The organism is Pseudothermotoga sp. (assembly GCF_031962025.1).
Lineage (GTDB): Bacteria > Thermotogota > Thermotogae > Thermotogales > DSM-5069 > Pseudothermotoga_B.
Map to the genome: position 1 here is coordinate 119,403 of NZ_JAVRKW010000001.1, position 20,673 is coordinate 140,075.

Sequence of the window (20,673 nt, forward strand, 5' to 3'; positions counted from 1 at the left end):
CTTTTCACCACCATATGTTAGAATACCAGAAGGGGGAGTGTTTTGTGGTAGATGCAAAAAAGTTAGAAGGTATTATTTCCCAGATATCTGGTGTTACAGCCGTTCGGGTGGTACCCGATGGAGATAATTTGAGAGAAATACACGTGATAGCCGATTCGGCGAAAAATCCAAAGCAGATCGTTCGTGATGTGGAGACAGCCATACTGGCTTCTACCGGGTTGAGGATAGATAGAAAAATAATAAGTGTTGCCCAAATGTCCGGTGAGGTACGCACTCATCCTGAGTATGTTGTTTCTTCTCTGACGACAGAGGACCTTGGCAAGAATTTGCGCGTAACAGTCACCGTGGAACACGGCGAAGATAAATATGAAGGTGTTGCCGAAGGTGCAAAAACAAGCATTCAGAAACTCAAAACGGCTGCGGCAGCAGTCATTTCAGCCTTTGACGAACTGACCGACAGTATTTACTCGGTTGATGACGTGCGCATTGTCACACTAGCCGGCAAGGAATTTCTCCTGTGCCATATAACCAGACTCGATAACGGTAAAGAAAAAAGTTTAGTTGGCACTGCCGAGCTTGAGAAGGATCCACTGTTAGCTGCTGCGAACGCTGCTCTTGAAATCCTGGTCAGATTTCAGTGAACCTTTATTGTCTAAGCAGTATTCGATAACAACCTTCCTGTATGGTTCGACACCGATCGAATAGCTTTTGATGTCACGATGGCTTTTGGCGATTTCGTGTACTATACGCCTTTCAAAGGCAAACATCGGGTCTAAAGTGATCTTTCCTTTGCTGGCTCTGACCTGTTCAATCACCTGTTTAACCATGCGTTCAAGGTTTTTCTTTCTCCTTTCTCTGTATTCACCTGCGTCGACTATCACCGATAACTTTGTATCGCTCAATCTGTTGAGATAAATGGTGGCAATGTGCTGTAATGCAGCAAGGGTTTTTCCGTGCTTGCCAATCAATCTGCCAAGATCTTTCCCTTCAAGCTCGACTGAAAACCTCTTACCTGCGTACTGAATGTTGACTTTGATGTCTCCATATGTGCTCAGTATGTGATTCATGAACTGTTCAAGTTTTCTTTTATAAAAACCATTCTTTATTGTTATTTCAACGACTGCTTCCTTAGCCATGAGACCAAAGAAACCTTTTGAACCTTTTTCGATAACAGTGTAATCAAATTCATCATCTTTGAGATCATATTGTTGCTTTGCTCTCTCAACAGCTTCTATTACGGTAGGTCCCGTGGCTTTCAGCTTTTTCACCAGCTCTCACCCCTTAAGCTTTAGGCTTCAGACCAAGTAATTCTCTTGTCGTTATGCCTTTGATTTTGTATCGTTTATAGATATAGTAGGTGATTACAAGCTGAATGACGGTGTTGAGAGTATAGTACAGGAACAAGCCACTTGGTAATCCAACGAACAGAAATGGGAAGATCACAGACATGAGAATTCCCTGCCAGGCACTCCTTGTGTCCTGACTTGTTATGAGTGTGTTGTAATAACTTGCGACTATTGTGATGATTATGAACAACGCGTTGGGTCCAAAACCCCCGATTGAAAGATCGTTCCAGAACAAAAACCTGCTGCCGAAAGCGAATTCTTCCTGAAAGTACCTTATCACTGCATAGAGCAAGAAGAATATGGGTAACTGTATGAGCAGCATAAGACAACCGCTTGCAGGATTCACGCCTTCCTCTTTGTAGACTTTCATCAATTCCTCTTGCTGTTTGGCTGGGTCTTTGTACTTTTTTCTTACTGCTTCAATTTTCGGCTGGAGTTTTCTCATCTTTATCATCGATTTTGTCTGTGCATGATACAGTGGATATAGGACTAGTCTGACCACAATGGTGAAGATGACTATGGTCCAGCCAAAGTTCTTTGTCAGATCAAATAACCACCAGAAGAACCACACAAGCGGGTAGAAAATCGGGTCATACCACGATGAACTGCCGCTAATTTTCTTTATCTGTGCGAGCAGAATCGGATAATCGTCTTCGAATAATTTCTTTAGAAACACTCTTTTGTATGGTGCCATGTGAACCATTATTTTTCCAAAGCCGCTGACAGTCAATTTGTTGGAGACAAGATTTGCACCATTTGTCTTTGAAATGGAGATAATCCTGTTTTTCGGCGCAAATGACAGAAAATAGTCTTTGACAATACGGTCATTTTCTTCATACCAGACCCTGGGCAGGGTGATTGTTACGGGGTTTTCTGTTTTGATCTCAACGACTATTAGGTACTCTGGTACGTTCTTGAAAGTTATTATCTTTTGGACACCAGTTTCATATTCGTAGATCAACGACAGATCTCCAGAATACGTGTTTGGTGCCACCATGGTCCCTTTGATACTGGTCGAAGTTACATTCAAAGGAGAACCGTCTATCGAGAACAGCTCAAGACCGTCACCATCTGACTGAAAGATGTGAAGTTTTCTGTCGAGTGTTAGATAGACATTGACAAGATCACCTTTGCTGTTCAGCTCAAATTCATTGAACCGCGTTACGACCCTCAGCCCATTCTCGAGGTTTGTCACCTGAATTTCATTTTTCGAGAAAGCAAAGATCACAGAAATAACGAGTAATGTGAAAATAATCCATTTTCTCAAGTCGATCTCCTCCTCAGTGTGAATTTTTCTGGCACAGGATCATGCCCTCCGGGGTTTAAAGGATTGCATCTGATAATTCTTAAAAGTGCAAGATAACCTCCCTTGAGTACTCCAAAACGTTCAATTGCCTGTATGGCATAGGTTGAACAGGTAGGAGTAAACCTGCATGTCGGTGGTTTAAGTGGAGAAATGTATTTTTGGTAAAAACGTATCAGTGACACAAGTGCCTTTTTCATATCTCGATCCTCTTTAACAGATCGTATAGTTCTCTTCGAACAAAGGAATAAGATAGACTCCCAAAGACTTCCGACAGGGATTTTCTAGGAAGGATGACTATATCAAATCCCTTCGGTAAATCGTTTTTCATCAATCTATAGGCTTCTTTTATCCAGCGACGAATCTTATTTCTCTGATGAGCTTTGCCAAATTTCCTTCTAACCATCACGGCTATCCTATTGTATTCAAAGCCGTTTTTAATGTACATAACAGTGAAAAAATCACTTTGAAGAGCCTTCCCTTCCTTGAACACCCTGTCGAAGTCTCTGGTCAGTCTCAAACGCTCCGCCTTGGGTAGAGAGAAATCGTTCAAACGGCTATTCTCCATCTACCTTTTGCGCGTCTGCGAGCCAGAACTTTTCGACCGGATGGAGTTCTCGATCTTGCCAGAAAACCATGAGTCTTCTGCCTTTTTCTGCGATTGGGTTGATAAGTTCTCTTCATCCTTGATCCTCCTTCTAAATCTTATAGCCTTTGCCATTGTACCACATGTCATGGTCTTGTGGTCAACCAATTCTATTCTTAATCATACCAATTGCCGACGCAATTGCCAATGCCCTTTTTTCACCTATGCCATCCACAGATTGAAGACTGTCGATGGTTGCTTCGCTGAGTAATTTGAGATTCTTGAAGGTTTTAACAACCTTTGTGGAAATGCTTATTGGAATTTTGGCAGTGTACTTCAGCACTCTGTATCCACGCGGATACAGAACAACTTCACCAGCTTGAGCCAGATTTTGAATATCAACCCCAAGAGCTCGAATGATTCTCAAAAGAGAGACTTCTTTATCTTCTCCAAGTCTTTTGATTAATTCTCGAGCCTGGTCCAGGTCCAGATCTTTTTGTGAGTAATCCATTACCAATAGACATGTTATATCTTCCACATCTTGCAAAATTTCCTCCAATTGCATACTCATTAACTTGCCTTCTTCACCCAGCTCAACCAGATAGGGATATGTCTCTTCGTAAGTTTTCATTATGATTAATGCCTTTTCAATGGCGCGAGCGACATCATATATCGAAACTCCCGAATGAAATTCGTTGATTTCTATTTCAGAAACGATTTTATCAAAATTGGTCCTGTATTTTTCAAGGGTATTTATGGCTTGGGATACTCTTGCCATTAAGATGCGAGTGTCGTTCATCACATACTTATATTCACCCCAGTAAAGTGAAATCACATTTCTCCTCTTGGATATTGCAACAACCATTTTCCCCGTTTGCTTTGCCACTCGCTCGGCTGTTCGATGTCTCATGCCGGTCTCCAAGGTTGGAATCATCGGATCAGGCACAAGATGAACATTTGCAAAGAGTATTTTTGAGAGATCTTCCGAAACAACTATTGCTCCATCCATTTTCGCTAGTTCATAAAGCCTCTCCGGCGAGAAGGTACAGTCTAAATCAAATCCTCCTTGAATTATATCTTCATATTTTTGAGGATCATCGACGAAAAAGAGCAATGCGCCGAGGTTCGCCGATATGATATCGTCCAGAGCCTTTCTCAGTTTCGTCCCAGGTGAAAGAAGGGCGATTTTACCGAGCAACTCATCTGGTATCAGATCAAGTCACCCCCAATGCCCTGCCAAGTTCCTGCACAGAACTGATTTTTCGAATATCATCCTCTTTAAACTCCGCAGTTTTGGGAACGATTATCGAGTTAATACCGATTTTTCTGATCGCTTCGATTCTCGATCTCATGCGATGAACATGCTTGACAGAACCATCTAAGCTCACTTCACCGATCAATGCTGTTCTGCCAATCTGTTTGTCTAACATCGAAGACAATAATGCTCCAACAACAGCCGCATCAATCCCGGGATCGGTGATCTTTAAACCTCCCAGTATATTCACATACACATCGTGTGATTCTATGGCTAAATGCATATGCCTTCCAATCACTGCTATCAGCAAAAGTAACCTTGTTGTTTCAAAGCCATTGCTTACTCGCCTTGGCATGGTACTTTTGGCTCTGGAAACGAGTGCTTGAACCTGCACCACAAAAGTTCGAGATCCCTCGACTGCACAGGTCAAACAGTTGCCTGGTAACTGGTCCTGTGCATCGTAAAAAGTCGGATTGACAACCTGTTTGAGACCTTCTTCGGTCATTTCGAAAATTGCTACCTCTCCAGATGGACCAAAGCGATTTTTCATGATTCTCAGAATTCTCAATTCTGTGTTTCTTTCTCCTTCAAAATAGACAACTGTATCGACTAAATGTTCAACCAGTTTTGGACCTGATATTTCACCGCTTTTAGTTATATGTGCTATCAGTATACCTGGAACAGATAATTCTTTGCATTTACTGATTATTTTCTCGGCGCATGTGCGAATCTGTAAAATGCTACCCGGGTACGTGCCCACTTCGGGTGAGTACATCGTTTGAAGTGAATCGACCACAAGCAGAGCATAATTTTGATTGAGTGAATCAAGTACCTGTTCCAGGTCATTTTCAGAACAAATCATGATATTCTCGGTGCCATCACAGGAAAGTCTTTGAGCTCTGATGGCTATCTGATCTGCCGATTCTTCTGCAGCGACGTATAAAGTTCCCAGCCCATTCTTTGAGAACTGATTGCATATCTCGAGTGCCAAGGTGCTCTTGCCAACACCAGGTTCTCCACCGAGCAAGAGCACCTGTCCAGGAAGAATTCCTCCACCAAGAGCTATATCGAGCTCGGTAAAACCAGTACTGAGCCTTCCGATTACCTTGGAAGATCTCACAACCTGATTCAGGCTGACAATCGGTGTTTTATTTTTCACCGTCTGCGTTTTCAGTTCAGTCGCAGTGTTCCATTCACCGCAATTTGGACATCTGCCGAACCATTTCACCGATTCATAACCGCAGTTGGTGCAGACAAAATAACTCTTTTCTTTCATCTTTTGAGCACACCTGTTCTGTGTTTTCTTTTGATGAACTTCAAACCGTTCTCGTCGGCTTTACAGATTACAGTGTCCATTGGACCAAATTTTCCCCTGAGAATTTCTTCTGCAAGAGGATCTTCTAAATATTGTTGAATAGCTCGCTTCAAAGGTCTTGCGCCGAAGATCGGATCATATCCTTTTTGAATCAGAAATTCTTTTGCTTCTTTGGTCAATTTCAATGTGATTCCCTTACTTGAAAGTCTTTCCTGAACATCAGAGACAAGTATATCGATGATCTTCTCCACATGTTCGCGCGTCAGTGAGTGGAACACTATGATTTCATCTATTCTGTTGAGAAACTCCGGTCTGAAAGTTTTCTTAACTTCCTCCAGGACCAGTTCTTTCATTTGTTGATAATCTTTTTGTGCATCTTCCAAGGAGACAAAACCCATAGTCTTTTTTGATTTGTTTATGAGAGTGCCTCCTATGTTACTTGTCATCACAACGATTGTGTTTTTGAAATCAACTTCTCTTCCCTGAGAATCTGTCAATCTTCCATCGTCCATTATCTGCAAAAGAATGTTGAACACATCGGGATGTGCTTTTTCTATTTCATCGAACAGGATCACCGAGAATGGTCTTCTTCTCACTCTCTCGGTGAGTGTTCCACCTTCTTCATAACCAACATATCCAGGAGGTGCACCGATCAGCCTTGAAACTGAAAACCGTTCCATGTATTCACTCATATCGAATCTGAGCAAAGCCTTTTCATCGCCAAACAGATGTGCGGCAAGTACCTTTGCCAGTTCTGTCTTTCCCACACCGGTTGGTCCAAGGAATAGAAAAACACCTATAGGTCTTCTTGGATCCTTCAAGCCGCTTCTCGCCCTTCTTATTGCTTTTGAAATAGCCTTTATGGCTTCATCCTGCCCGACTATTCGCTGGTGGAGAGCCTTTTCAAGGTTCAGCAATTTCATACTTTCGCTTTCTTCCAGTTTCATCAAAGGTATACCTGTCCATCCCGAAACGACTTCGGCTATCTGATCGACATCGACAGTCACTATTGATGACTCAACAGATTTTCGCCATTGCTCGTATCTGTCCATGTACTGCTGATTGAGATCTTTTTCCTGTTCCTTTAGCTCTGCCGCTTTTTCATAATCTTGATTGAGTACCGCCAGTTCCTTGTTCGATTTGACATCTTCCAGTTGTTTTTTCAATTGCTGTAACTCAGGTGGGATTACAAAACTCTTTAATCGAGCCCTGGCTGCAGCCTCGTCTATCACATCAATGGCTTTGTCTGGTAAGAAATGATCTGTTATATACCTTTTTGAAAGATAAACCGCGGCTTCGAGTGCGCTATCAGTGTATCTGACTCTGTGGTGAGATTCGTATTTATACCTGAGTCCTTTGAGTATATTGAGTGTTTCCTCAACGGTCGGTTCCCTGACGTAGATTTTTTGGAATCTCCTTTCCAGTGCGGCATCCTTTTCGATGTATTTTCTGTATTCGTCCGGGGTTGTGGCACCTATACACCTGATCTCACCACGTGCAAGAGCCGGTTTCAGTATATTCGCAGCATCTACAGCGCCTTCTGCAGAACCAGCACCGACTATTGTGTGAACTTCATCTATGAAAAGAATGATATTTGGATCTTTAGTAACGATCTGGAGCAACTTCTTCATTCTCTTCTCAAATTCACCACGGTATTTTGTACCAGCCACGAGTGCCGCCACATCGAGGGAAAATATCGTCTTATGTTTGAGAGGTTCCGGCACTTCACCGGCAACGATTCTCTGCGCAAGTCCTTCAACTATAGCCGTCTTGCCGATCCCTGGCTCACCGATCAGTACCGGATTGTTCTTCTTTCTGCGAACGAGGACCTGCATGACCCTTTCTATTTCTTCTTCTCTTCCGATTACTGGATCCAGCTGATTTTTCATTGCAAGAGCAGTTAAATCTATTCCAAATCCTTCTAAATGTCTTACCGAAGCATTTTCGATCGTTCTGTCGCCTTCAAATTCTGTGCTCTTTGGTGAAGCATTCTCAACGATTACTTTTCTGAGATTTCCAAGATCGATACCCATTTTCCTGAGTACATGAACAGCAATGCCTTCTCCTTCTCTTATGATACCGAGTAGTATGTGCTCTGGATGAATCTTATCGCTTCCAAGGTATTTTGCTTCTTCATACGCCAGCTCGATAACTCTTTTGGCACGTGGAGTCATCTGTGGGGAACTTGAAAATCCACGCATACCCATACCGACCATTGAAATAACCTCGTTTTTGGTTCGAGCATAGGTTATACCCATCTCGGCAAAGGCATCGACAATGGGCAGATCCTGTTTCAATATCGCCAAAAGTATATGTTCTGTTCCAACATATGAATGTCCCATTTCCTTGGCTTCGTTTTGAGCCTCAACAAAAACCTGTGCCGATCTCTCAGAAAATCTGTCAAACATTTGTATCACCCCTTTCAAGTCAAGAAACTGACCACAAGAGCTACTGTGTTGTTGAGACAGTGTATCACCATTGGCGGGATAACCGATCCAGAGATTTCTCTAACGATACCCAGAACTATTGACATCACAAAGATCTGCGGGAAAATCTCAAGCGGGTGGAAAAATGAAAAAAACAGGGCGGTAATCAATATCGCCGAGTTAACGTTCATTTTACTTCGCGCGATTTTCTGGGTGTAACCTCTGAAAGCCATTTCTTCAGAAACCGGTCCGAGAAATGTTATCACTATAGCTGTGATTGCATCGATTTTTTGTGTTTGGGTAGTCACACCAGTTGCTGGAAAAAGAAAACCAACTATTGCCATTAAGATGTATATCAGTGGTAAAAATAGCACGCTTTTTATTATCCATCTGCCGTTTAGTCTGAAAAGATCCGATAATTTCTCACCACTTTTCACGGTGAAATACAGACTAACCACAAAAATTGTGGCATACCATGTTGCGATAAGCCACATGTTTGGAAAGTAATATGCCATTGTTGAACCTATCCATAACATTGCCAGAAATATCATAAATCTCACTACTGACTTACTCACCTTTGATTTCTCCTCATTACAATTTTATCATACAACAAAAACCAGCACCACGCAGGTGCTGGAACAGGTTAGAAAAACAGCTTAAATCTTTTTGTGAACTATTTTCATCTACAACAGCTAATCAGTTAGACACCTTCACAGCTTTCATAAGGCGTGACTTTCTTCGAGCTGCCTGATTTTTGTGAATAACACCTTTGGAAGCTGCTTTGTCAATCGATGAAATGGCTGTTTTCAGCAACCTGTCCACATTTTCACTTGATTCTTTTGCTTTAACAGCCTCGAGCAATCTTTTGATTGCATTCTTCATTCTGGTTTTATACGCTTTATTTCTTACTTTTCTTCTGAGTGCTTCTTCAGCCCTTTTTACAACAGATCTGCTTACCTTCTTTGCCATTTATTCTTCCTCCTTTACATATTAAATGCCCTTTTGAGTTCCGCAACGGCATCGAGGTTCTCCCAGGTGAAATCTGGATCATTTCGACCAAAATGACCGTATGCTGCCGTTTTTTTGTAGATGGGCCTTCTGAGATTGAGCTTTTTTATTATAGCAAGAGGTCGAAAATCGAAGATCTGTGTTATCACATCTCTGAGTTTTACCTCATCAACCTTCGCCGTACCAAATGTGTCTATCATCAGCGAAACAGGTCTTGCCTTACCTATGGCATAAGCAACTTGCAGCATGAACTTATCTGCCAGACCAGCCGCAACAACGTTCTTTGCCACATAACGAGCCATGTAATGTGCTGATCTGTCAACTTTTGTTGGGTCCTTGCCGCTGAATGCCCCTCCTCCGTGTGGAATCCATCCACCGTATGTGTCAACGATTATCTTCCTGCCAGTCAATCCAGTATCGGCCGATGGTCCACCAAGGACAAACCTTCCGGTTGGATTTACCAGTATCTTTACCTTATCGCTCCAGTACTGTTCCGGAATGGTCGGTTTTATAACATGTTCTGTGAGAGCATCCCTTAAATCGTTCATGCTGATATCTGGATCATGCTGGGCTGATATCAGCACTGTATCAACACGAACTGGTTTACCGTTTTCATCGTATTCTATAGTCACCTGAGTTTTTCCATCCGGTCTCAAAAATGGTACGATCTTTTCTTTTCTCACTTTTGCAAGCCTCATCGAAAGCTTGTGAGCCAGGATTATGGGTAATGGCATGAATTCAGGCGTTTCGTTGGTTGCATAACCAAACATCATTCCCTGATCTCCGGCGCCAACTTTATCAAATTCGTCCTCATCGTTGTTTTTCTCTCTTGCTTCGAGTGCTTTGTTCACACCCATGGCAATATCGGGAGATTGGCTGTGTATTGAGGTGAAAACTCCACAGGTCTCGCCATCAAAACCGTACTTGGCACGTGTGTATCCAACTTCCAGAATAGTCTTTCTGACGATATCCTGGACATCCACATAAGCTTCTGTGGTGACTTCTCCTGCAACGACAGCTATACCAGTTGTTACAAGCGTTTCAACGGCTACTCTTGCATCCGGGTCTTGTTCGATAATTGCATCTAAAATTGCATCTGAAATTTGGTCAGCCACTTTATCTGGGTGACCTTCGGTGACACTCTCGCTTGTGAAAAGCTTTTTCATTTCTCCTCCTCCTTCTTTTTCTCAACCATCTTTTTCTCAACCATTTGATCGTATTCTTCCTTGGTAACGAATTTTCCACCTTCAAGGCTGACAGTTCTGACTTTATACGAAGCTCCAAAAGAAGCCGTTAAGTGAATTTTATTCGGACACTTTGAACCAACGTAGATTTTGTCTATTTTGTAAGGCGCTGATGCATTGTCATAATCATTTATGAAATCATAGCCTATTCTCAAATGACTTCTGAAATACTCACCGCACCGATCGCATTTCAGATACACAACCAACAAGTTGCCTTCTTTATAAAATGGATTGTTCTGCAACTGTTGCTCGGTTTTTCTTTTTTTAAAAAACCACATGATTTCTACCTTCTTTCAATCACAAATTTAACCACAAACTCATCATTCCATATATCGGTGCAAACGATTTTAACATTTACTCTTGAAGGTAGCCTTCCCATTTCGGCGAACCTGTTTGTTTTTACAACTGCAGTTCCCTGATCTGGATAAAGTTTGTACCACGCTTTGTAACTGTAACCATCGGAAACAGAATCGTTTGTATAAACGCTCCAGACATTGTTGAATTCATCCAATGGTATCTCGCCAAGATTAATATCATACACAAGATTTTCATTCAAATACATTTTCAAATTCTTCAGACCAATTACATTTTTGTTAAGTATTGTTCTTGCGTTTATTGCTATCTTGGGATATGCATCTTTGAATTGGTAGACTCCACCTTCTGTGTAATTATAGGTCTTGGAATCGATTATCAGTGAATCGACGGAAAATGTGATATCTTTTGGTTTTGGAAAATTTATGAAAGAAGCTGGATCATAGCAGATCGATTCGTCTGCATTGCGAATTTCAAAGTGACAGTGCGGTTGAGCCGCTTCGCCTGTCTGACCTGAATAACCAATTGGCTCACCGGATTTGAAAAAGAATGTTTTTTTGGGGAAGTTCACCACAATTCGTTTTTTCCCGAATTCTGAAACAACGGAATTGACTATGACATCGAGCTTTGATGAGAACTTGCTCAGATGGGCATAGAGTGTTCGAAAGCCATCTTCATGTTCCAACACCACAACATTACCGTATATATCATCGTCATCGATTTCGATTCTGACAAGCCATCCATCGGCTGCTGCAAGTATGGGCACACCGCTTCTCATATTGGTGGACAGGTCAATTCCCATGTGAAAATGTGGTCCTCTGTTTCCACTGCCTCTGAACTCTCCAAAACTCGATGTGACAAGAGCTGTACCCGCAACCGGTGAAATGAAATTAACTGCGTGCACAAAAATGGCTATGAGTGAAAAGAACAAAACTACGTGCTTTTTCACAGATTCATCCCTCCTGCGATCTGTTTCAAGCGCTGTAAGACACCAAACCGCGCCTTGATTCGAACCGTTACCGTGTCATTTTGGTAAATCTGTTCAGTAATAGTTATCTTCTCCTGTTCTTTCATCAGCAAAGGCAAATCTTCAAGTTTAACCGTAAATAAATCTTCGCATTCATTCTTTTCGATTTCTTCGCAAACACGTTTCAAAAGTTCCTGAATACCTGTTCCTTGCAAAGCGCTTATGAACATAGCCTGTGGATAAACAACAGACAGATTCTGCAATGTGGCAAAAGAGATTCTATCGATTTTGTTGAAAACCAAAATACGCGGGATGGATTGCGCCCCAAGTTCTTCCAGCACAAGCAAAGAAGACTTGAGTTTTTCGTTGAAATTCTCGTCTGATACATCCGCAACGACCAATAAGAGATCTGAGAAAAGCACTTCTTCAAGTGTCGATTTGAAAGCCTTGATAAGGGTATGAGGAACATTTCTTATGAAACCAACTGTGTCTTTGAAAAGAGCCACTCTGCCTGTTGGTAACTTGACCCTTCTTATCACGGGTGCCAGAGTGCTGAAAAGTTTATCTGCAACGAGAATGTCATCGCCGCTCAGCACTCTTAAAAGGCTCGATTTTCCTGCGTTAGTGTATCCAACAACAGAGATCATCGGAAGATCACTTTTCAATCTTAATTTTCTCTGCTGGGTCCTGTTTTTTTCTATTTGAGCCAGTCGCTGCTCTATGATTTTTATCCTTTCACGTATTTTTCGCCTTTTTTCTTCTATCTCCTGCTCACCAGGTCCTCTTGTCCCTATACCTCCACCCAGTCTGGAAAGCTCCTTGCCTTTTCCAACTAACCTTGGCAGTTCGTATTGCAATCTTGCCAACTCCACCTGCAATTTTCCTTCCTCGGTTGTTGCATGATGTGCAAAAATGTCAAGTATTATCTGTGTCCTGTCCTTCACAGTGACATTGAGTGCTTTTTCTAAGTTTTTAGCATGCAAAGGAGTTATTTCATCGTCAATTACAACAAGGCGCGCATCGATCAAATTTACCAGTTCTCTGAGTTTTTCTACCTTGCCAGGTCCAAGATAATAACGTGCATCTGGCTCGGTCCTTTTTTGATAAATTACTTCTGCGACCTTTATACCAAGTGTATTCAAAAGCTCCTGAAGTTCCTCAATAGATGAGTAATCTTCCTTTATCGTTACGACAATTGCACTGATGGATTTGAATTCTTTACTGCTTTGAATCACTTTCAACTTGACCTTCCTGCTGTTCTTCCTTTTGTTCAGTTTTCATGAGCATCACAAAGCTCGATGGCATGATAGTGCTTATAGCGTGTTTGTAGATCAGGTTCTGCTGATTTTCGTTCTCCAGCAGAATCGTGTAGCTGTCAAAAGAACGAATAATACCTTTGGTTTGAAAACCATTGACCAGATAAACCTTTACTTCGATCTTACCCACCCTCAGTGCGTTCAAAAATCTGTCTTGAAGGTTGAATTTTTCAACCATTTTAAAACCCCCCATCAAAAGTTAGATCGCGCTGTACTTCATCCAGCACGATTTGTGATATTGTTTTCACAACATCTTCTTTTTCAGAAAGATTCAAAACCAGCGCATCTGTGTACCTTCGAAACCAGATCAATTGTCTTCTGGCAAAGTGTCTGGTGTTCTTTTTTATTTTCTCAATCATTGACTGATAATCTACCTTTCCTTCAATATATTCTATCACTTCTTGATAGCCGATTGTTTTCATCGAATTCAGTTCTTTTTTATATCCCTTTCTTAAGAGTTCTTCAACCTCATCGACCAGTCCAATTTTTATCATCTTTTCAACTCTAAGATTGATTCTATCATAAAGTTCATTTCTATCTCGATTCAAAATTATCACAGTGAACTTACCTGCGGGAGAAATCTTTTTCTGAAGTTCGGAAAATTTTCTACCGGACTTCAGGCAAACCTCGAGTGCCCTGATAGTTCTTTTTAAATCATTCCTGTGGATCTTTGAAGCAGCCTGTGGATCATATTGTTCCAGTAGTTTTCTCAAAGAGCCAGCATTTTCTTTTTCCAGTTGCAACAGTTCAGAGCGAAGCTGTTCGTCTTTTGGAAATCCATCGAAGATGCCTCTGACCAGAGAATCAATGTACAGACCAGTTCCTCCAACAAAGATTGGAACTTTTCCCTGATTGATGATCTCTTTAGCCGCTTTGATGGCATCGATTCTGAATTGGTAGACACTGTAATATTCATCTGGTTCGACTATGTCAATGAGATGGTGCTTAACCAGTTTTCTTTCTTCATTTGTTGGTTTGGCTGTGCCGATATCCATGAATTTGTAGATCTGTCTGGAATCTACTGATATGATCTGTCCATCGATATTCTGGCATACTTTTATGGCAATCTCTGTTTTTCCAACAGCCGTTGGACCGGCGATGATAATCATTTTTTCTCTATCACTCCGTAAAACACCTGACTTTTTCTACTGCCAAAGATTTTATCAACTGCTATGCGTTTGAAAAGGCTGTCCTTAGCGTGTGCCTTCAGAACGACTTTTTTCTTTGCTACCCTGAGCATCTGTTCAATGTCGTCGATATCTACGGTGTCGTAGATCGCAAACGGTCTGAGCGGATTCATAGAAGATGACTCTAAAATAGGGTTCTCAAACATTGGATCGCAATAGACAATATCATACGATCCTTCAGAACAGGATCTCAAAAATTTTTTGAAATCGGCATGCAGTATCTGTATTTTTTTCATCGCGCTGTTAATCCAGTTTTCCTTTGCCCTGTAGTTTTCCAACCCGTCTCGAACAACGACAAAGATCGGTGTTGATCCTTCAACTCCCACCACTTTTCCACGGCTGAGAAAAGCAGCCATCAAAATTGCTTCACTACCAAGTCCAAGGGTTGTATCGAGTATGACTTCATCTCCCGTCAGTTGCAGGCATTCTATCAGATGATCTTTCAATCCATTTTTTATGTTTTTCATCCTCACCTTTGCCATTGATGGATGAAAGAAGAATTCGCCGTGGTCGGATTTAACGGCAATTCTGCTTTTTTCAACCACATAACAGTATTCTTTCTGTATCATTGAATGGATGTTTGGATAATCCTTTCTTGGCAGATAGGGTATCTTCAATTCATCTGCGAGTTTCTTGGCTTTTTGAATCTGTTCTTCATTGGGATCGTGTGAAGTGGTGACGAATATCACTTTGCTCTGTTCACTCCTTCTATGGTGTTTTTACTCTGTTCGAGTTCTTTGATTTTCACCAGCAAATTTTCATACATCAACTTGAGCTGTTGATTCTTTCTCAAACATTGCTGGTATCTTATGTAAGAAACTGTGAAAATAAAACATATAAAACACAGAACAATTACGACGAGAATTTTGAATGTGTGGTGATTGACTTTTCTATGGCGTTTGAGATAGTTGACTTTTGTATTTATGCTCAAAAGAACCACCTTGCCTTATTTCAAACCTGTGCGTGCCACACCCCTTATGAAATACTTTTGGGTGAACAGGAACAACACAACTATTGGCAGAATAGAAAAAGTAGCTGCTGCCATCAATTGATTATACACGGTTCCCACATCTGTACTGAAGGTCTGAAGCCCAACTGGCAAGGTTCTGTATTTGTCTTTGTTGGTGACTATCAGCACCCACAGGAAGGCGTTCCAGCTTCCGACGAACTTCAGAAGAGCACTGGTGATTATCGTTGGCTTTGAAAGTGGTGCAACCACAGCCCAGAGAAACCTGAAATGAGAACAACCATCTATCATGGCTGCATCTTTCAGTTCAGATGGAAGTGTCATGAAATGCTGCCGCATCAAAAATATCGCAAAGACACTCACAATCCATGGCACTATCAGAGCATAGTAAGTGTCGATCCATCCGAGTTTCGATATCGTTATGAAATTCGGTACCAGCAGCACTTCGCCGGGTATCATCATCGTTCCTAAAAACAGTGCAAAGATAAAATTTTTCCCGGCAAATCTCATGATGGCAAATGCATAGGCAGCCATAGCGGCAAAAATGACCTCTAAGACCGTGGTGACTATAGACACAAAAGCCGTGTTCACATAGTAAATGCCAAATGGTGCACTCTTCCAAGCCATGACGTAGTTTTGAAATACATTCGCAAAAACCTCTTTTGGAGTGTAATCAACATGTACGGAATAGTTCTCATCTTCAAGATAAACCGGATGAACATCGTTGAGTTCTATTTCGATATTCTGATTTCTGTTCAGTCTGATGTTCTTCACAAAGTGTGGAGCCTGTACTATCTTCATAGAGCTCTGGCTTTGATTGTAGATTCTTCTCAATTCTGAAACAGCCTGAATGTTTTCATAAACCTGAGTCAATAACTGCCAGAACATTTCTGAGTCTTGAATGACATTTGACAGATCTTTGAGCTTTTCAATGGCAATCTGTGCAGACTGGCTCATATTAGATGATTCCATCAATTTTTGAATCATCATGTCAAAAGACTGAAACTGCGAAAGATCATTCGTCAGTAAACTGGATAACGTTGAAAGTGGTTGTTTTAACTGTTGGATATAAGTTCGCAGATTGTCTACATGCGCAGTCTCAAAACGCCTGAACAATTCCTCATCCAGGGCTTTGTCGACTCTTTCCGGCAACGAATCTGTATGGCTGAGCTCGCTTTTGATGACATTATCAATTCTCTGAGAAAAGTTCATCTGAGAGAGTTGTTCAAAGATGATCTTGTCTTTTTCTGTATTGCTCAAAAATTTGAATACGATCTTATCATCTTTTGTTTTTTGAGTTTGAATCGATTTGAAGTATTTATTGACAAAAACATAGGTATCCAGTACATTGACCAAATTCTGGAAAGGCTGAACAATTCTATTTGTGTATAACTGTACTACTGGTGTGTTTTTCAATTCTTCACTTAAAGATTCTGGTGAGATTTGTTCGATGCATCTAATGATATTTTCCCTTATAACTTTTATTTCCTCATCCTGCAGCAATGCAACTGTGCCTTTTTTGAAAACCGATATGTAAGATAGTGTGTCGGTTATCGTCTTTTTTGCGTTGGATATGAACGATAGATAATTGTCCCTTTCATTCTCTGAAATTCTATTGGCATATCTTTGGAATGTTTCCAGCTGATTTAAAGAACTGTTCATTACCTGTTCGACATCCGACACATAGTTTCTGCGATCTAAAAGCGCAGAAGGACCGTGTTGATAGAGCACAAAAAAGTTCGAGAAAAATTCTTCGGCACTATCGGATGATCTTGCCAGGTCTAACAACTGCTTGTTCTGAGTTACATTACCCAATTGTTCCACAAATTCATCGAAACTCTCTTTATCGAGTTTTCCCTCAAGATAGCTGAATTTTTCCCCAAGAGTTATTGTTATCGTTCCTCGGTAAACTGGATCATCGTCTATTTGAAGAGAAAGTACGCTGGCTGATTGCTGGGACTCTCTGAGTGTCAGCGCCTCTCTCAAAGTCAATCCTCTCCAGTCAATTCCCCCGGCAGAACTCCTCGATACTTTCACTTTCATATTCCAAAATCTGGAAAAATTCTTCGAGCCCCATTGTGGTGGCCATTTTTCCACTTCACTTCTGGCTTTGAAAGAAGTCGAAACCATCCAGGCAAAAGGCAGTAACATCAGTACGGCACCACAGGCGACCAAAAGATAAATGAAAATTGAAGAGAGAAATTTCTTCATACCCTTCACCTCATGAAATATACTCAACTGTTTTGCGACCGAGCCAGAATTGCAGACCAGTGAAGATCAAAATGATTGCAAACAATATGTACGCTGCGGCACAGGCTATACCCATCCTCTGCTGGACGTAAAATCTGTCAAAAACGTAATAGACCATAGTCATTCCACTGTTGTTATAAGGACCAGGAAGTCCACTGTACAGAACATATATCTCGGTGAAAACTTTGAAGGAACTTATCAGCGAAACAACCAGTAAAAAGAAGGTAGTCGGTGTGAGCAGGGGCCAGGTTATGTGAGCAAATCTATCCCAAGCTGTGGCACCGTCAACCTGTGCAGCTTCATAATAGGACTTATCTATGTTCTGAAGACCAGCAAGCAATATCACCGCATCATATCCAACTGTTTTCCAGATCGAAACAATTGCTATAGTTGGTATGGTCCAGCGCTCGTCTTTAAGCCATGCTATCTTGCCTATTTTGAGAAAAGAGAGCAGATAATTCAACAACCCGTATGCATCATCGAAGATCCAGCGCCAGACAAGGGATATAGCGACGACAGAAGTCACAAACGGAATGAAATATGCCGTTCTAAAAAATGCCCTCAGTTTTATATTGCTGTTGAGTAGCAGGGCTATAACCAGAGCAATGGCAATTGTTGTTGGCACGCTCAAAACAACATAGTAGAGTGTATTGTAAATAGCTTTTATGAAAAGATTTTTATCACGGCTTTCGAGAAAGAAATTCACAATAGTGTAGATTCTCTTATCTAAAAAAATCCACAGAATGACCAAAAAGACCGCTGTCAAGCCAATACTGGTTGCGTGCCTTGAAACAACTTGATTGTTTTTGAGTATGAGAAAACTCAAAACTACCAAGATAACTGAAAAAATCAAAAAGATCAGATAGTTGTTTGCAAACCAGATACAAAAAGCAGAAATTAAAAGTATAAAGATGGAGAGATATGGTTTTTTTACAGCACTGTAGATTGAAATGGTGATTGCAAAACACACACAGACAACGAGCAATGTTTCAATCAAAGAGTACACAAATCCATGTGATGGTGGACTTTGAAACCGAAAAATCTCCGCGTAATTTTCAATACCTGCGAAAACAGGGTTTTTCATGTTTTTGAAATCCCATCTGAAAAAGCTCAGTACGAACGAAAAGCCCAATGGCCAGAATACAAAAGTGCCCAGTATCAGAAAAGAAGGCGCCAAAAAAAGATACGCCAATAGAGTTTCTCTTGCTTTCCTTTTCATCACCGGTACTTTTCCCCTTTCCAGTAAAGGGTTTTCAGAGAATGTAAGAGCTCACATCTTCATCTGCAATTATAGCTGCGAGTTTTTCTTTGACATACGCCGCGTCTATGATGACCTTCTTATCTGGTAAATCTGGTGCTTCATACGCAATGTCCTCGAGTATCTTCTCAACCACCGTGTAAAGTCTTCGTGCACCTATGTTTTCAAGTCTCTGGTTTAGATCGTATGCGATTTTTGCTATTTCTTCGACTCCCTGCTGGGTGAAAACCAATTCAACACCTTCTGTCGATAACAGAGCCTGGTATTGTTTTGTTATGGCGTTCTCTGGTTCTGTGAGAATTCTGACAAAATCCTCACGCGTGAGCGAGGTCAGTTCAACTCTTATTGGAAAACGACCCTGCAGTTCTGGTATGAGATCAGAAGGTTTACTCATGTGGAAAGCACCGGAGCCAATGAAAAGAATGTAATCTGTCTTCACTGGTCCGTATTTTGTCATTATCGTAGTACCCTCAACGATGGGAAGCAGGTCTCTTTGTACACCCTGCCTGGATACATCTGGTCCTGCACCGGCAGATTTGACCGCAATCTTGTCCAGTTCGTCTATGAAGATAATCCCGCGGTTTTGTGCTCTGTCAATTGCTTCCTGAGTAGCTTTGTCCATGTCTATCAATTTTTCAGCTTCGATTGGAAACAAAACCTTTCTGGCTTCTGACACTGTCATTCGTTTTTTTTGCTTGGTTTTTGGCATGATGTTACCGAGCATGCTGCTCAAGTCAATACCGAGGTCTTCCAGTTCCCCTTGTCCCAGAACACCCATGAACGGTGAAAGTTCTTTTTCAATCTCTATCTCTATAAACTCGTTTTCCAGCTCGCCACTTCGGAGTTTTTGACGCATTTCCTCACGCTTTTGCCTTAGAGTTCTTCTTTCTTCAGGTGATGGTTGTTGTTGCTGTGGGTTACCAAATATTCCCATTATACTTATGCCTTGAGGTTTTTTTGTTTCAGGAACAAGGGCATCGAGAATTCTTTCTTCAACCATCGATTCCGCTTTCTCTTTGACCTGCTCCATTCGTTCTTTTTTTACCATATTCACACTTATTTCGACAAGGTCTCTTATCATCGAATCGACATTCTTACCGACATATCCAACTTCTGTGAAGCGTGTTGCCTCAACTTTCAAAAAAGGTGATCCGGAAAGCTGTGCCAGTCTTCGCGCAATCTCGGTTTTACCAACACCAGTTGGTCCTATCATCAGGATATTCTTTGGAAGAACCTCTTTTTGCCAGTTTTCAGGTAATTTCTGCCTGCGAATCCTGTTTCTGATCGCTATTGCAACGGCTTTTTTTGCCTGATGCTGTCCTATTATGTATCTGTCGAGCTCTTTAACAATCTGCTTTGGTGTCAATTCATCAAAATTCATCTTCTATCACTCCTCTATATTTCTTCAATCGTTATGTTTTTATTTGTGTATATACATATTTCACTGGCTATTTCCATTGATTTTTCCACGATAGTCCTTGCATCCAAGTTTGTATTTCTGATCAATGCTCTTGCCGCCGCAATTGCATATGGTGCTCCTGAGCCAATTGCTGCAACGTTGTCATCTGGTTGAATGACTTCACCGGTTCCTGAAATTATCAGAACATTGCTCCTGTCTGCAACGAGAAGAAGTGCTTCAAGCCTTCTTAAAACTCGATCAGTTCTCCAATCCTTGGCAAGCTCAACGGCTGCCTTTGTCAGATTGCCCCCCCACTCTCTCAATTTCGATTCAAATCTATCAAAGAGCGACATGGCATCAGCAACGGAACCGGCAAAACCTGCTAAGATCTGACCATCACCTATTTTTCTGATCTTTTTTGCTCCATGTTTCATTATGGTGTTACCGTATGTCACCTGTCCATCTCCAGCCATCACAGTCTTTCCATCTCTTGAAACAACAAGCACGGTTGTTCCTTTCCACACCATATTTGCC

23 protein-coding genes are annotated in these 20,673 nt (G+C 41.4%); 1 reads left to right on the top strand and 22 read right to left on the bottom strand.

What is annotated here, in order from left to right:
* Positions 1–44: 44 nt before the first annotated feature.
* On the top strand, positions 45–641 hold the full coding sequence (locus AC4E92_RS00700; RefSeq protein ID WP_490238659.1) for a hypothetical protein: 597 nt from the start codon (positions 45–47) through the stop codon (positions 639–641).
* On the opposite strand, the gene jag is transcribed toward AC4E92_RS00700, so the two are convergent.
* The 22 genes from jag to hslV all read right to left on the bottom strand — a co-directional run bounded on the left by jag (position 594) and on the right by hslV (position 20,666).
* Positions 594–1,268, bottom strand: coding sequence for an RNA-binding cell elongation regulator Jag/EloR (gene jag, locus AC4E92_RS00705; protein ID WP_490238660.1), 675 nt, complete (start codon positions 1,266–1,268; stop codon positions 594–596). The genes AC4E92_RS00700 and jag overlap by 48 nt on opposite strands.
* A gap of 13 nt (positions 1,269–1,281) precedes the next feature.
* Positions 1,282–2,613 carry a membrane protein insertase YidC gene (gene yidC / locus AC4E92_RS00710; RefSeq protein WP_490238661.1) on the bottom strand — a complete coding sequence of 444 codons (1,332 nt, stop codon included), beginning with the start codon at positions 2,611–2,613 and terminating at the stop codon, positions 1,282–1,284.
* Positions 2,610–2,849, bottom strand: coding sequence for a membrane protein insertion efficiency factor YidD (gene yidD / locus AC4E92_RS00715; RefSeq protein ID WP_490238662.1), 240 nt, complete (start codon positions 2,847–2,849; stop codon positions 2,610–2,612). The genes yidC and yidD overlap by 4 nt, the downstream gene beginning before the upstream one ends.
* Positions 2,846–3,202, bottom strand: coding sequence for a ribonuclease P protein component (gene rnpA, locus AC4E92_RS00720; protein ID WP_490238663.1), 357 nt, complete (start codon positions 3,200–3,202; stop codon positions 2,846–2,848). Before rnpA ends, yidD begins: the two co-directional genes overlap by 4 nt.
* Positions 3,199–3,333 carry a 50S ribosomal protein L34 gene (rpmH, locus tag AC4E92_RS00725; RefSeq protein WP_490238664.1) on the bottom strand — a complete coding sequence of 45 codons (135 nt, stop codon included), beginning with the start codon at positions 3,331–3,333 and terminating at the stop codon, positions 3,199–3,201. The genes rnpA and rpmH overlap by 4 nt, the downstream gene beginning before the upstream one ends.
* Before the next feature lie 62 nt (positions 3,334–3,395).
* Positions 3,396–4,448: a DNA integrity scanning diadenylate cyclase DisA gene (gene disA, locus AC4E92_RS00730; RefSeq protein ID WP_490238877.1), complete on the bottom strand. Its 1,053-nt coding sequence runs from the start codon at positions 4,446–4,448 to the stop codon at positions 3,396–3,398.
* A gap of 1 nt (position 4,449) precedes the next feature.
* Positions 4,450–5,766 carry a DNA repair protein RadA gene (gene radA / locus AC4E92_RS00735; RefSeq protein ID WP_490238665.1) on the bottom strand — a complete coding sequence of 439 codons (1,317 nt, stop codon included), beginning with the start codon at positions 5,764–5,766 and terminating at the stop codon, positions 4,450–4,452.
* Positions 5,763–8,213, bottom strand: a complete 2,451-nt coding sequence (locus AC4E92_RS00740; protein ID WP_490238666.1) for an ATP-dependent Clp protease ATP-binding subunit — start codon at positions 8,211–8,213, stop codon at positions 5,763–5,765. Before AC4E92_RS00740 ends, radA begins: the two co-directional genes overlap by 4 nt.
* Before the next feature lie 14 nt (positions 8,214–8,227).
* A complete protein-coding gene (locus AC4E92_RS00745) occupies positions 8,228–8,806 on the bottom strand; it encodes a CPBP family intramembrane glutamic endopeptidase (RefSeq protein ID WP_490238667.1) in 579 nt (192 codons plus the stop codon).
* Positions 8,807–8,927: 121 nt separating this feature from the next.
* Positions 8,928–9,200, bottom strand: a complete 273-nt coding sequence (rpsT, locus tag AC4E92_RS00750; RefSeq protein WP_490238668.1) for a 30S ribosomal protein S20 — start codon at positions 9,198–9,200, stop codon at positions 8,928–8,930.
* 14 nt (positions 9,201–9,214) lie between these two features.
* Positions 9,215–10,405 carry a methionine adenosyltransferase gene (metK, locus tag AC4E92_RS00755; protein WP_490238669.1) on the bottom strand — a complete coding sequence of 397 codons (1,191 nt, stop codon included), beginning with the start codon at positions 10,403–10,405 and terminating at the stop codon, positions 9,215–9,217.
* A complete protein-coding gene (locus AC4E92_RS00760) occupies positions 10,402–10,761 on the bottom strand; it encodes a hypothetical protein (protein ID WP_490238670.1) in 360 nt (119 codons plus the stop codon). Before AC4E92_RS00760 ends, metK begins: the two co-directional genes overlap by 4 nt.
* Positions 10,762–10,766: 5 nt before the next feature.
* Positions 10,767–11,744: a M23 family metallopeptidase gene (locus tag AC4E92_RS00765; protein WP_490238671.1), complete on the bottom strand. Its 978-nt coding sequence runs from the start codon at positions 11,742–11,744 to the stop codon at positions 10,767–10,769.
* Entirely contained in the window at positions 11,741–12,997 is a 1,257-nt protein-coding gene (gene hflX / locus AC4E92_RS00770) for a GTPase HflX (RefSeq protein WP_490238878.1), read from the bottom strand. The genes AC4E92_RS00765 and hflX overlap by 4 nt, the downstream gene beginning before the upstream one ends.
* Positions 12,981–13,256, bottom strand: a complete 276-nt coding sequence (hfq, locus tag AC4E92_RS00775; protein WP_490238672.1) for an RNA chaperone Hfq — start codon at positions 13,254–13,256, stop codon at positions 12,981–12,983. The genes hflX and hfq overlap by 17 nt, the downstream gene beginning before the upstream one ends.
* Before the next feature lies 1 nt (position 13,257).
* Positions 13,258–14,187 carry a tRNA (adenosine(37)-N6)-dimethylallyltransferase MiaA gene (gene miaA / locus AC4E92_RS00780; protein WP_490238673.1) on the bottom strand — a complete coding sequence of 310 codons (930 nt, stop codon included), beginning with the start codon at positions 14,185–14,187 and terminating at the stop codon, positions 13,258–13,260.
* Positions 14,184–14,954 carry a class I SAM-dependent methyltransferase gene (locus AC4E92_RS00785; protein ID WP_490238674.1) on the bottom strand — a complete coding sequence of 257 codons (771 nt, stop codon included), beginning with the start codon at positions 14,952–14,954 and terminating at the stop codon, positions 14,184–14,186. The genes miaA and AC4E92_RS00785 overlap by 4 nt, the downstream gene beginning before the upstream one ends.
* Positions 14,951–15,196 (bottom strand): hypothetical protein, encoded by a 246-nt coding sequence (locus AC4E92_RS00790; protein ID WP_490238675.1) that lies wholly within the window; start codon positions 15,194–15,196, stop codon positions 14,951–14,953. The genes AC4E92_RS00785 and AC4E92_RS00790 overlap by 4 nt, the downstream gene beginning before the upstream one ends.
* Positions 15,197–15,211: 15 nt before the next feature.
* Positions 15,212–17,443, bottom strand: a complete 2,232-nt coding sequence (locus tag AC4E92_RS00795; RefSeq protein ID WP_490238676.1) for a carbohydrate ABC transporter permease — start codon at positions 17,441–17,443, stop codon at positions 15,212–15,214.
* A gap of 10 nt (positions 17,444–17,453) precedes the next feature.
* Entirely contained in the window at positions 17,454–18,701 is a 1,248-nt protein-coding gene (locus AC4E92_RS00800; RefSeq protein WP_490238677.1) for a carbohydrate ABC transporter permease, read from the bottom strand.
* Positions 18,702–18,735: 34 nt separating this feature from the next.
* Complete coding sequence (hslU, locus tag AC4E92_RS00805; protein WP_490238678.1) at positions 18,736–20,121, bottom strand: ATP-dependent protease ATPase subunit HslU; 1,386 nt, start codon at positions 20,119–20,121, stop codon at positions 18,736–18,738.
* 14 nt (positions 20,122–20,135) lie between these two features.
* Positions 20,136–20,666: an ATP-dependent protease subunit HslV gene (hslV, locus tag AC4E92_RS00810; protein WP_490238679.1), complete on the bottom strand. Its 531-nt coding sequence runs from the start codon at positions 20,664–20,666 to the stop codon at positions 20,136–20,138.
* Positions 20,667–20,673: the final 7 nt, after the last annotated feature.